The organism is Ralstonia nicotianae, from assembly GCF_018243235.1.
Taxonomy (GTDB): domain Bacteria; phylum Pseudomonadota; class Gammaproteobacteria; order Burkholderiales; family Burkholderiaceae; genus Ralstonia; species Ralstonia nicotianae.
On record NZ_CP046675.1, the window covers coordinates 289,382 to 302,050 of the forward strand.

The window sequence follows — 12,669 nt, forward strand, 5'->3', positions numbered from 1 at the left end:
TGGCCAGCGGCGTCAGGGCAGCGAGATGGTCAGGTGCGAGAAGCGCGGCCCGAGCTTGATGACCTGCGAATAGCCTTCCAGCGTTTCGTTCGTCTTCGCGCGCAGCGTGGACGACAGGCCGATGTACCCCAGCAGCGCGATCAGCGCGAAGACCGCGCCGAAGATCCACAGCGGCGTTTCGCGCTTGAGCCGGTGCGACACCTTGTCCGGCAGCAGCCAGTGCGGCGCGAAGGCCGCGCGCTTGCCCTTGATGGCGGAGATCTCGTCGCCCAGGCGGGCGGTCAGGTAGGCCAGCTTCTCCGGCCCTTCGAGGATGTACTTGCCGCGGAAGCCCAGCAGCAGGCACATGTGGAAGACCTCCAGGGCCTGCAGGCGCGGCGCGCCGTGGGCACGCAGCTCTTCCAGCTTGATGAAGAACGTTTCACCGGCGAGCTGCTCGCCGAACAGCTCCAGCTGCAGCGGACGGCGCTCCCAGGCGGTGCGGATGGAGAAGTTGGACGACAGGATGGTCTCGTCCACGGCGGCGCAGAACGCGTACTTGGCGTCGAACACGTCTTCGGCCGACACGTTCAGCCGCTTGGCGCCGCGGTCGAAATCTTCCAGGAAGGCGCGCACGCGGGTGAGGAAGTCTTCCGCGCTGGTCGGCTGCTGGCCGTTGCGCAGCTGGAAGAGCATGAAGAAGCCATCGTAGAGCAGGTCCAGCAGCGTGCGCACGTGCGTGTTGGATTCGCGCGCATCGGCCGCGGCATTGCCGGCGGGGGCGGCCGAGCCGCCGAACAGCGAAGGCGTGGTGGTAGCGTTCATGAAGTCACCGCGATGAGTTCAAGTTTGAGTTCCCGGATGCCGGCCGGGGCATAGATGGTGATGGTCTGGGCCTGCAGCATGCGTTCGTACAGCATGCCGCGCGCTTCGACCGCGAAGTAGCACGCGCCCGGCCGCACCGGAATGGCGGGCGGCACCTGCGGCGTGTAGGTGAGCGGCACGCCCGGCATGGACGACAGCACCAGCTTGTCCACGTCGTCCGGCGCGCCGACCTTGAAGCGCGCGGGAATCGCCTCCACCAGTTCCGCCGCCGGCATGTCGGCCGACACCGAGAGGTAGAAGCTGGTCTTGTCGTCGATCTTGCCGGAGTCGATCCGGCCGAGATGGAACGAGGGCCGCGTCTCCTCCAGCGCGATCGCGAAGTAGCGCGTGGAGATCACGGTATCGAGCAGCTCGCGCACGATGGTGTCCAGCCGCGAGAACACCGGGCCGGGTTTGTCGTGGTCGTAGGCGGGCAGGTCGGCCAGGGTGTAGCTCTTGGTGAACGTCATCAGTGCGCCGGCCAGGCGCAGCATCTCCTGGAACAGCCGCTCCGGATGCAGGTCCGGGTGGTGATAGAGGTGCGACAGCGCCGCAAAGGCGGCATTGGCGGTGTGCAGCAGCCAGAACGATGCAATATCGCCCGAGCGGAATTCGATGATGTTCTTGGTCGGCTCGCGGTGGAAGCCGTACAGCGCGTTGACCTTGGCCTGCAGCGCATCCAGCAGCCGGCGCAGGCGCACGTACAGCACGGCGGACGCATTGATCGACAGGCTCGGCGCGACGAAGCTGTCGTCCAGCTCGAAGCCGCCGGTGCCCGTCCGGCGCACCCGCACGATGGGCAGCGCGATGAACTGGTCGCGCGGCTCGGTGTCCGCCACCAGCTTCACCGACTTCTTGAGGTAGGTGATGGCCGCGGACTCGGCCTCGGTGAATAGGTCCGCCGTTTCTGCTTCGGTGGAGACGAAGCGCGACACGGTGGTGCCCTCGGGCTGCTCGCGGTAGTTGCCGCCGCTGTCCTGCAGCGGATAGAGCGCGAGGTGGAAGGTCAGCTCCGACACACCGGCCGGGATGGCGTCGAGCACGAGCGGCGGCGGCAGGGTATCGGCCTGCGGCGCGAAGTACAGCTCGCCGTCCGGAAAGAACAGCGACAGCTCGGTCGCGCGCAGCACGCCGCTGGCGAGGGCATCGGTGTCGAACTGCGCATGGCGGATGCCCCATCCGTACGGCTGGATCATCTGCGCGGTCGCATGCAGGCGGGACTCGTGGTACGCGTCCTGGCGCTGGAAGTGCTGGGGCCGCAGGAACAGCCCTTCGCCCCAGAGGATTTTGGCGGAATAGCTCACGTTGGCTCTTGTTGTGCTGGTGCAGGTGCTTGGGCTTGCCGGATCAGCCGCCGCAGCTTGCCGGCGAAAGCAGGTTCAGGTCGGACAGCGGCGCGCTGCCGGCGGGGGTGGTCGGCGAGCCCGTGGTCAGGGTCATCGCGCAAGCGTGCAATCCGATCATGATGCCGCTTTTCTCATTCTTTTCCGCATTAAAAGCGAATTTCCATCGTTGGGCGGCCGGACTGCGGAATAGTGCAACAACGCCCAGTGTACTGGCTTCACGCGAGACTTTTTCCGAGAATTCGTAGCGCTGGCCGGGAATCAGCGTCATTTCCCGGACCTGGACCAGATCGGCGCCGAGCGTTTGTTTTTCACGCGCCGGATCAATAAACGTGTCATACGGCGCCTGCAGGAAACTGGTCGGATCCTTGAGTGCGTATAACCGGACCACCAGCGCGACCGGGCGGCGGTCCGTCGCCGCGTTCAGGTTGGCGCCGGCGGTCAGCTTGAGCGGAACCTCGCGGGGCGGTTTCTGCGCGTCCGGCACGCTCGATGCCTTCAGCCCCACGGCCTCCAGCGCGCCACTGGCGGCGCCCGCCAGCACGCTGGCGCCGGTCGAGCAGGCGGTCAGGGCGATCACGGCCATCCCCGCGACTGCCCGCTGGAGCCCGGTCGCGATGCGGCGCGGGCTGCCGCAGCCCGGCAGCCTTGTCGTAGCCTTGAATTCAATATTCTTCATGCCAGATTTTTTGAATGTCTAATTCTCTTGGGTTGGCTTGAAGATGCGGTGCCAAGCCAAAAGATCGATTGAAATGTTTCGATTTCTTAATAATTGCCGCTGCCAACATAATCGGCAAAATGTTTCGATTTCTTAATAATTGATTAATGGTTGTCAATCGCAGCGAGCGGAGTGTACTATTTCGCGCCAGTCAAGACCAACATATAACGCGCCAATTCTCGCGCATTTTGATTGGCGTTCGATACACCGCTTTGAACTTCTGACGAGTCTCGCCGTGGCCAACTTCCTGCTTACTTCCCGCGTTATCCGTTCCCTGGCCGTGCTGGCCAGTTCCGCCGCCCTGATCACCGGCTGCGCGACCACCTCCGGGCCGCAGAGCGACGAGGCATTCGGCAAGAGCATGTCGGAGGCCGACGCTGCGGCCAAGGGCGGCCAGCAGGACAAGGCCATCGACCTCTACCAGCAGATCGCCAAGGCCAACCCGACGCGCGACGAGCCGTGGGTGCGCATCGCCCAGATCCAGTTCGGCTCGGAAAAGTATCCGCAGGCCATCCTGGCGGCGGAAGAGGCGCTGCAGCGCGACAACGGCGATCGCCAGGCCAAGAGCATCCTGGCCGTGAGCGGCCTGCGCGTTGCCCGCCGCTCGCTGCAGGAGCTGCGTGCCGACAGCGCGCTGGCCGGCGACGTCCGGACCGATGCCCAGGTGCTGGCCAAGATGCTGCGCGACACGCTCGGCGAACAGGCCCTGTTCCCGGCCGAGCAGGCCGCCAAGGCACAGCCGCGCCGCGCCCGCGTGGTCAAGCGCAGCGCGCCGGCAACGACTGAAGCCGCCAACCACGGTGGGGCTGCCCCGGCTGTGCCCGCCACGCCCGCTGCCGGCAACGGCGGCGGCGGCGCCGATCCGTTTGGCGCGCTGCGTTGATCGGTTTCCCCGGTTCCACATGAGCGGAGGAACGTGATGGCTAAGAAAGAAAGTGTGCAGAAGCGTCTGCAGAAGGTGCGCCCCCCGCGCGTGCAGCTGACGTACGACGTTGAAAAGGGCGATGCGATCGAGCAGAAGGAACTGCCGTTCGTGGTCGGCGTGGTGGCGGACCTGTCGGGCCAGTCGGAAGTGGCGCAGCCCAAGCTGCGCGACCGCAAGTTCGTCAACATCGACCGCGACAACTTCGACGACGTGATGTCGGCGGCCGAGCCGCGCGCTGCCTTTCAGGTGCAGAACACGCTGACGGAAGAGGGCGGCCGCTTCGGCGTCGACCTCAAGTTCCGCTCGCTGGAGGATTTCTCGCCGGAAGCCGTGGTGAACCAGATCGAGCCGCTGCGCCAGCTGCTGGAGGCACGCTCCAAGCTGGCCGACCTGCGCAACAAGCTGGCCGGCAACGACAAGCTGGAAGACCTGCTGTCCGAGGTGCTGAACAACACCGAGGCCCTGCAGAAGCTGGGTGTCAAGACGGATGGGGGTGAGGATGCTTGACAACCAATCCGCCGCGCTCGCGCAGAGCGCACCGGCAGCCGAGTCCGTCAACCTGCTCGACGAGATCGTCGAGCAGAGCCGCGTCGCCAAGTCGGACGCCGAGCACGCGCGCGCCAAGGACATCATCGGCGAGCTGGTCAACCAGGTGCTGCAGGGCACGGTGGTGGTGTCCGACAACCTGTCGGCCACGCTGGATGCCCGCGTGGCCGAGCTGGACCGCCTGATCTCGTCGCAGCTGAGCGCCGTCATGCACACGCCCGAGTTCCAGAAGCTGGAGGGCACGTGGCGCGGCCTGTCGTACCTGGTCAAGGAAACGCAGACCAGCACGATGCTCAAGATCAAGGTGCTCAACGCCACCAAGCGCGATCTCGTGCGCGACTTCAAGACGGCCATCGATTTCGACCAGAGCGCGCTGTTCAAGAAGGTGTACGAAGAAGAGTTCGGCACCTTCGGCGGCGCGCCGTTCGGCACGCTGATCGGCGATTTCGAAGTCACGCGCCAGCCGGAAGACGTGTACTTCATCGAGCAGATGTCGCACGTGGCGGCGGCCGCGCATGCGCCGTTCATCGCCTCGTCGTCGCCGGAGCTGTTCGGCCTGGAGTCGTTTGCCGACCTGGGCAAGCCGCGTGACCTGGCCAAGGTGTTCGATACGGTCGAATACGCCAAGTGGAAGTCGTTCCGCGAGTCGGAGGATTCGCGCTACGTGGGCCTGACGATGCCGCGCTTCCTGGGCCGGCTGCCGTACAACCCCAAGGACGGCACCACCGTCGAGGGCTTCAACTTCGTCGAAGACGTGGACGGCACCGACCACAGCAAATACCTGTGGTGCAACGCGGCCTGGGCGTTCGGCGCGCGGCTGACCGCCGCATTCGAAGACTTCGGCTGGTGCGCGGCGATCCGCGGCGTGGAAGGCGGCGGGCTGGTCGAAGACCTGCCGACGCATACCTTCAAGACCGACGACGGCGAAATCGCGCTCAAGTGCCCGACGGAAATCGCCATCACCGATCGCCGCGAGAAGGAGCTGAGCGACCTGGGCTTCATCCCGCTCGTGCACTGCAAGAACTCGGACTACGCCGCGTTCTTCGCCGCGCAGTCGGTGCAGCGGCCCAAGAAGTACGACACCGACAGCGCGAATGCCAACGCGGTGCTGTCGGCGCAGCTGCAGTACATCTTCTCGGTATCGCGCGTGGCGCACTACCTGAAGGCAATGATGCGCGACAAGATCGGCAGCTTTGCGTCGGCCAAGAATGTCGAGACCTTCCTCAACCGGTGGATTTCGCAGTATGTCCTGCTGGACGACAACGCGACCCAGGAGCAGAAGGCGCAGTTCCCGCTGCGCGAGGCTTCGATCCAGGTGTCCGAAGTGCCCGGCAAGCCCGGTACGTACCGCTCGGTGGCGTTCCTGCGGCCGCACTTCCAGCTCGATGAACTGTCGATCTCGCTGCGGCTGGTGGCGGACCTGCCGAAGCCAACCAATTCCTGACCGGACTCTCCCCGGGGGGGAATGTTCGGGCTTAACCGCTCGTCATGTATTGCAGTACCAACAACCTATCAGATAAGAGGGTCTCAGTATGAAGGATATCTACGTCAAGTTCGACAGCCCGGCCATCAAGGGGGAGTCCCAGGACAAGGATCACAAGGAGTGGATCGAAGTCAACAGCTGGTCCCAGTCGATCATCCAGCCGCGTTCGGCCACGGCCTCGACCGCGGGCGGCCATACCGCCGAGCGTTGCGAGCACCGCGACATGGTGTTCTCCAAGGACCTGGACGTGGTCAGCCCGCTGCTGTACCAGCACGCTTCGGGCGGCACGACCTTCGGTGAAGTGACGATCGAGTTCTTCCGCGCCGACGGTGAAGGCAACCGCGTGAAGTACCTCGAGGTCAAGCTGAAGAACGCGATCCTGAGCGAAGTGGATTCGCAGGTGGCTGCCGAGGGCATCCCGACCGATACGTTCAGCCTGCGCTACGCGGCCGTGCAGTGGAAGTACACCCAGCAGAAGAGCGCCGGTGGCCAGGGCGGCAACTCGCAGGGCGCCTGGAGCCTGACCAAGAACGACAAGACCTACTCGGTTTAACGTTTGCTGCCGTGACAAGACCAGCCGCAGCACCGCGCTGCGGCGTCTTGTTTTTTACGCATGAAAGGTTTCGAACCCAGCCTGCTCGACAAGCTCTTCGACGACGAGCCGCATGCGCCCATGCCGACGGCTCTGCGCCAGCTTTCGCTGGAAGAGCTCAAGAGCACGGTGGCGCGCGATATCGAGTCCTTGCTCAATACGCGCATCGTCTTTGAAGAGGACGACCTGCAGAGCCTGCCCGAATGCAAGCGGTCGCTGCTGACCTACGGGCTGAACGATTTCGCGGGCCTGAGCCTCGCCAGCTTCTACGACCGCAATTACATCTGCCAGTCGCTCACCAAGGCGATCGAGCGGCACGAGCCGCGGCTGCAGCACGTCAGTGTCTCGCTTGAAATCAACGAGCGGGCGACCAACGCGCTGTGCTTCGGCATCACTGCGGTCTTGCTGGTCGGGCCGGCGCGCGAGCCCGTGAGCTTTGATGCGATGCTGCAGCCGTCCACGCTGCGGTATTCCGTCTCGCGCGGGCGCGGCTGAGGCCGCCGCCGGCCTGGGCGTATCGGGTTGCCATCGGGACGGACACAGGACCGCCAGTCAACATGGAAGAGCTGCTGCCCTATTACGAACGAGAACTGGCCTTCCTGCGCCGGTACTCGCGCGATTTCGCCGAGCGTTATCCGAAGATCGCTGGCCGGCTCGCCATGTCGGGCGACGGCTGCGACGATCCGCACGTCGAGCGGATGATCGAGTCGTTCGCGCTGCTGAGCGCCCGCGTCAGCAAGAAGCTGGACGACGACTACCCCGAATTCACCGAGGCGCTGCTGGAGGTCCTGTACCCCCATTACCTGCGTCCGTTCCCATCGTGCTCCGTGGTGCATTTCGATGTGCGCGGCGCGGCGGCCCAACTCAGCGCGCCGGTGCAGATTCCGCGTGGCACCTTCCTGACCTCGCGCGTGGTGCGCAAGGTCGAGTGCAGTTTCCGCACCGCTTACGACGTCATCTTCGCGCCGGTGCGGATTGCCGCGGCCACTTACGCGCGCGCCGTGTCCGCGCCGTCGGCGGTCAGTCTGCCCAAGGGGGCGACCGGTGCGATCGCGCTGACCCTGGAATACGTTGGCGAGCGCGGCGGCTTCGAGTCCCTGCCGCTCGACCGGCTGCGCGTCTACATGGACGGCGAGCCGTCGTTCGTGGCCGCGCTGGGGGATGCGCTGTTCCTGCATACCGCGGGAGCCTACGTGGAGGGCGAGCGACCGGGCGTGTGGACCCGCTTGTCCGGTGTGCCCCTGCATGAGGTCGGCTTCGCGGAAGACGAGGCGCTGATCGACTGCCCGGCGCGCTCGCATCCGGCCTATCGGTTGCTGACCGAGCACTTCAGTTTTGCCGAGAAATTCAATTTCTTCGACATCGACCTGGCAGCCGTGCGGCGCGGGCTGACGCCCGGCGTGCCGGTTCGCCGCCTGGTGCTGCACCTGGTCCTGAAGGACGTGCGCAGCGACTCGCACGCTGCCCGCCTGCTCGAAGGCCTGCAGGCCGAACACCTGCGCCTGCATTGCACGCCGGTGGTCAACCTGTTCCAGCAGAATGCCGATCCGATTCGCATCGAGCACACCGCCAGCGCCTACCCGGTCGTGGCCGACAGCCGACGTGCGCACGGCTTCGACATCTACTCGATCGACAAGGTGCACCTGGTGCGCGAGACCGCCGCGCACGAAGAGGTGACCGAGTTCCGCCCGTTCTACTCGCTGCACCACGGCGAGGAGCCCGGGCAAGCGGGCCACTACTGGATCGCCCGGCGCAACGAGCTCGTGGCGCAGCGCAGCCCCGGCTTCGAGACCGAGATCTCCATCGTCGATACCCGGTTCGATCCGGCCAGCCCGCAGACCGACACGCTGAGCCTGACCGTCACCTGCACCAACCGCGATCTGCCGTCCACGCTGGCGTTTGGCCAGCCGGACGGCGACCTGTCGATGGAAGGCAATTCCGTCGCTCGCGCCATCACGTTGCTGCGCAAGCCGACGCCGTCGATGCGCCTGGGCGGCGGCCGCGCGGCGCAGTGGCGGCTGATTTCGATGCTCTCGCTCAACCACCTGTCGCTCGTGCAGAACGGGCTGCCGACGCTCAAGGAGATGCTGCGCCTGCATGATCTGCCGCATAGCGCCATTTCGGCGCGGCAGATCGAGGGCGTGGTCGGCCTCGACTACGCGCCGGCCACGCACTGGCTGGCCGGCAAGCCGTTCGCCACGTTTGTGCGGGGGCTGGAGATCCGGCTCACGCTGGACGAAGACGCTTTCGTCGGCACGGGCCTGCATCGCTTCATCCGCGTGCTGGACCACTTCTTCGGCCTGTACGTCCATATCAACAGCTTTGTGCAGCTGATTGCGGTATCGCGCCGCAGCGGCAAGGAACTGGTCAGATGCGCACCCCGCAGCGGCGAATCGATCCTGGTGTGATCCGCAGGCTGCTGCGGCAGCCGTACCGGTACGAGTTCTTCCAGGCCGTGCGGCTGCTGGAGCAGCTGTTCGCGCGCCGGGGCAACGCCGTGTCCGAGCATGCGCTGGCCACGCGCGTGAGTTTCCGCAACACGCTGTCGCTGTCGTTTCCGCCCAGCGAGCTGCAGGCCATCGAGGCCGCTCGCGTGACGCCCGACATGCTGGAAAGCGATGCGGCCTTCATCGCGGCGCTCGAGGACGGCGTGCTCGATACCGTGGCCATCACGCCGACCTTCTTCGGCATGCTGGGCGTTCAGGGGGCGCTGCCGCTGCGCTACACCGAGATCGTCGCCGAGCGTGAGGCCGTGTGGCGCGACCGTGCCGCGCGGGCCTTCTTCGACATCTTCTCGAACCGCGCGACGGCGCTGTTCTACCTGGCCTGGAAGAAGTACCGCCTGCCGTTCCAGTACGAGGTCGACGCCAACCGGCATTACCTGCCGCTGCTGCTGTCGCTGGCCGGCGCCGCAGACGGGACGCTGCGCCGCGATCTGTCCGACACGCCGGGGCCGGTCCATGACGAGGCGCTGGCCGGCTATGCCACGGCGATCCGGCATCGGCCCGTGTCGGCGGCGTACCTGCGGCGCGTGCTGGCGGACTACTTCCGGGCGCCGATGCGCGTCGAACAGTTCGTCGGCAACTGGTATCGCGTGCCGCCGTCGCAGTATTCGCGGTTGGGCGGCACCAACAACGTGCTGGGCGCCACCGCGCTGGCCGGTGCCCGCGTCTGGCAGCGCGACCTGCGGGTGCGCGTGTGGGTCGGCCCGCTGGCGCGCGCGCAGTACCGCAACTTCCTGCCGGGCGCGCCCGGCGCGCTGGCACTGCGCAAGATGCTGACGATCCTGTGCGGCGCCACGCTCGAATTCGAAATCAAGCTGATCCTGCGGCGTCAGGACGTGGCCGGCTGCACGCTGGGCGCGCAGGACAGCGGCCGGATCGGTTGGGACACCTTCCTGTGCTCGCATCCGGCGCAGCACGACCGCAGCGACGCGCAATACACCCTCGCACCGCTGCATTGACCCTTCACTGACTGATTGGAGCCCTTGCCGCCATGGCCACCCCACTCAAGACCTTGATCGCCAAGCTGAACGCGACCAGCCGGCAGGCCGCCGAGCGCGCGGCGTCGCTGTGCATGGCGCGCGGCAACTATGAAGTCGACCTGGAGCACTTGTTCCTGGCGCTGCTCGAAAACCGCCGCAGCGATTTCGCCGTCGCGGCGCGCGCCAGCGGCATCGATCCGGCCGCGCTGCAGCGCGACCTGGAGGCCGAGGTGGGGCGCTTCCAGACCGGTAACACGCGCACGCCGGCGTTCTCGCCGTATCTGCCCAAGCTGTTCGAGCATGCGTGGCTGATCGCCTCGCTGGATTCGCAGATCACGCGCATCCGCTCGGGCCACCTGCTGCTCGCGCTGCTGACCGAGCCCAGCCTGGCCGCGCTGGCCGAACGCGGCTCGCGGCTGTTCGGCCGCTTCGAGGTGGAGCGGCTCAAGCACGATTTCGAGCGCATGACCACCGGCTCCGACGAGCAGGAGCAGGCCGTCGATTTCGCCGACGGCACGGCCGTGCAGACGGACGACGGCCGCACCGCGCCCGCCGCCGCGCTGGGCGCGACACCGGCCCTCGACCAGTTCACCGTGGACCTGACGCAGGCCGCCCGCGAAGGCCGCATCGACCCGGTGATCGGGCGCGACGCCGAGATCCGCCAGGTGGTCGACATCCTGATGCGCCGGCGCCAGAACAACCCCATCCTGACCGGCGAGGCCGGTGTCGGCAAGACGGCGGTGGTGGAGGGGCTTGCGCTGCGCGTGGCCGCCAACGACGTGCCGCCGCCGCTGCGGGGCGTGACGCTGCGCACGCTCGACATGGGCCTGCTGCAGGCCGGCGCGAGCGTGAAGGGCGAGTTCGAGAACCGCCTGAAGAACGTGATCGACGAGGTCAAGAAGAGCCCGAAGCCGATCATTCTGTTCATCGACGAGGCGCACACCATCATCGGCGCGGGCGGGCAGGCCGGGCAGAACGATGCGGCCAATCTGCTCAAGCCGGCACTGGCGCGCGGTGAGCTGCGCACCATCGCCGCGACCACCTGGAGCGAGTACAAGAAGTATTTCGAAAAGGACGCCGCTCTCGCGCGCCGCTTCCAGGTCGTCAAGGTCGACGAGCCGAGCGAGCCGCTGGCCGCGGCCATGCTGCGCGGCATGGCGCCGCTGATGGAGCGCCACTTCGGCGTGCGCGTGCTGGACGAGGCTATCACCGAGGCCGTGCGCCTGTCGCATCGCTACATCAGCGGGCGGCAGCTGCCGGACAAGGCGGTCAGCGTGCTGGACACGGCGTGCGCCAAGGTGGCACTGGGCCAGAGCGCCACGCCGGGCGCCATCGAAGACGACCAGAAATTGCTGGAGCGTCTGCTGGGCGAGATCGCCGCGCTGCAGCGCGAGCAGAGCGCCGGCGCGGCGCACGATGCCCGCCTCGAAGCGCTGCAGGCCAAGCGCGCCGAGCTGGAGCAGCGCATCGCGCAGAATACCGAGCGCCTGGCCCGGGAGCGTGCGCTGGTCGCCCGCATCCAGGCGCTGCGCGAGGCGCGCGAAAGCGACGCGGCGCAGGCCGGCGCGCAGGACGCGGAGCCGGTGGCGGCCAACAGCGATGTGGTGGCGCTGTCGCCCAAGCGCGCCCGCGCTACCGACGCGCCGGACGAACTCGCCACGCTGCTGGCCGAGCTGCGCGCGCTGCAGGGCGAGGCGCCCATGGTGCCGCTGCAGGTGGACGGCCATGTCGTGTCGGAGATCGTCTCGGCCTGGACGGGCATTCCGCTGGGCCGCATGGTCAAGGACGAACTGCGCACCGTGCTGAACCTGAAGCCGCTGCTGGCCGCGCGCGTGATCGGCCAGGACCACGCGCTGGACGCCATCGCCCAGCGCGTGCGCACCGCCTCGGCCAACCTGGAAGACCCGAACAAGCCGCGCGGCGTGTTCCTGTTCGCGGGCCCGTCGGGCGTGGGCAAGACCGAGACGGCGCTGGCGCTGGCCGACATCCTCTACGGCGGCGAGCGCAAGCTCATCACCATCAACATGAGCGAGTACCAGGAGGCGCACAGCGTCTCGGGCCTGAAGGGCTCGCCGCCGGGTTACGTGGGCTACGGCGAGGGCGGTGTGCTGACCGAGGCGGTGCGCCGCAACCCGTACAGCGTGGTGCTGCTGGACGAAGTCGAGAAAGCCCACCCCGACGTGCTGGAGATGTTCTTCCAGGTGTTCGACAAGGGCGAGATGGACGACGCCGAGGGCCGCCCCATCGACTTCCGCAACACCATCATCATCCTGACCTCGAACGTGGGCTCGTCGGCCATCATGCAGGCCTGCCTGAACCAGCCCGCCGAGGCACTGCCCGACGCCGACACCCTGGCCGAGACGCTGCGGCCGGTGCTGTACAAGGCCTTCAAGCCGGCCTTCCTGGGTCGGACCAAGGTGGTGCCCTACTACCCGATCGCCGACGACGTGCTGGCCGAGATCATCACGCTCAAGCTCGGCCGCATCCGCGATCGCGTGGCCGCCAACCACAAGGCGACGTTCCAGTGGGACAACGCGCTGGTGGAATCCGTGCTGGCCCGCTGCACCGAAGTGGATGCGGGCGCGCGCGCGGTCGACCACATCCTCAATGGCACGCTGCTGCCCGAGATCGCCGAAGCGGTGCTCACGCGCATGGCCGAAGGCGGCAGCGTCGAGAAGATCAAGGTCAGTGTCGGCAAGACCGGCGAGTTCAAATACCGCATCAACTGAGCGTTG

At 66.8% G+C, this 12,669-nt stretch carries 11 protein-coding genes; 8 read left to right on the forward strand and 3 right to left on the reverse strand.

Features of this window, described 5'->3' with window-relative positions; genetic code table 11:
• Nucleotides 1-12: 12 nt before the first annotated feature.
• The 3 genes from icmH to tssJ are packed head-to-tail and all read right to left on the reverse strand — an operon-like array spanning nt 13 to nt 2,865.
• The gene (gene icmH / locus GO999_RS17750; protein WP_211907050.1) at nt 13-804 is read right to left on the reverse strand and encodes a type IVB secretion system protein IcmH/DotU; all 792 of its coding nucleotides are present in this window, start codon (nt 802-804) and stop codon (nt 13-15) included.
• The gene (gene tssK, locus GO999_RS17755; RefSeq protein ID WP_019719429.1) at nt 801-2,147 is read right to left on the reverse strand and encodes a type VI secretion system baseplate subunit TssK; all 1,347 of its coding nucleotides are present in this window, start codon (nt 2,145-2,147) and stop codon (nt 801-803) included. Before tssK ends, icmH begins: the two co-directional genes overlap by 4 nt.
• Before the next feature lie 43 nt (nt 2,148-2,190).
• On the reverse strand, nt 2,191-2,865 hold the full coding sequence (gene tssJ, locus GO999_RS17760) for a type VI secretion system lipoprotein TssJ (RefSeq protein ID WP_071011993.1): 675 nt from the start codon (nt 2,863-2,865) through the stop codon (nt 2,191-2,193).
• A 274-nt stretch (nt 2,866-3,139) separates the two neighbouring features.
• Here tssJ and GO999_RS17765 point away from each other — a divergent pair, with 274 nt between their 5' ends.
• The 8 genes from GO999_RS17765 (at nt 3,140) to tssH (ending at nt 12,663) form a co-directional block, all read left to right on the forward strand.
• Entirely contained in the window at nt 3,140-3,787 is a 648-nt protein-coding gene (locus GO999_RS17765) for an outer membrane protein assembly factor BamD (protein ID WP_211907051.1), read from the forward strand.
• 36 nt (nt 3,788-3,823) lie between these two features.
• On the forward strand, nt 3,824-4,336 hold the full coding sequence (tssB, locus tag GO999_RS17770) for a type VI secretion system contractile sheath small subunit (RefSeq protein WP_011004041.1): 513 nt from the start codon (nt 3,824-3,826) through the stop codon (nt 4,334-4,336).
• Nucleotides 4,329-5,819 carry a type VI secretion system contractile sheath large subunit gene (gene tssC / locus GO999_RS17775; protein WP_011004042.1) on the forward strand — a complete coding sequence of 497 codons (1,491 nt, stop codon included), beginning with the start codon at nt 4,329-4,331 and terminating at the stop codon, nt 5,817-5,819. The genes tssB and tssC overlap by 8 nt, the downstream gene beginning before the upstream one ends.
• Nucleotides 5,820-5,907: 88 nt before the next feature.
• Nucleotides 5,908-6,411 (forward strand): Hcp family type VI secretion system effector, encoded by a 504-nt coding sequence (gene tssD, locus GO999_RS17780; RefSeq protein WP_011004043.1) that lies wholly within the window; start codon nt 5,908-5,910, stop codon nt 6,409-6,411.
• Between the two features lie 60 nt (nt 6,412-6,471).
• A complete protein-coding gene (gene tssE / locus GO999_RS17785; RefSeq protein WP_019719431.1) occupies nt 6,472-6,945 on the forward strand; it encodes a type VI secretion system baseplate subunit TssE in 474 nt (157 codons plus the stop codon).
• Between the two features lie 62 nt (nt 6,946-7,007).
• The gene (gene tssF / locus GO999_RS17790; protein ID WP_211907052.1) at nt 7,008-8,858 is read left to right on the forward strand and encodes a type VI secretion system baseplate subunit TssF; all 1,851 of its coding nucleotides are present in this window, start codon (nt 7,008-7,010) and stop codon (nt 8,856-8,858) included.
• Entirely contained in the window at nt 8,822-9,913 is a 1,092-nt protein-coding gene (tssG, locus tag GO999_RS17795; protein ID WP_211907053.1) for a type VI secretion system baseplate subunit TssG, read from the forward strand. Before tssF ends, tssG begins: the two co-directional genes overlap by 37 nt.
• 32 nt (nt 9,914-9,945) lie before the next feature.
• On the forward strand, nt 9,946-12,663 hold the full coding sequence (gene tssH, locus GO999_RS17800) for a type VI secretion system ATPase TssH (protein ID WP_071092689.1): 2,718 nt from the start codon (nt 9,946-9,948) through the stop codon (nt 12,661-12,663).
• Nucleotides 12,664-12,669: the final 6 nt, after the last annotated feature.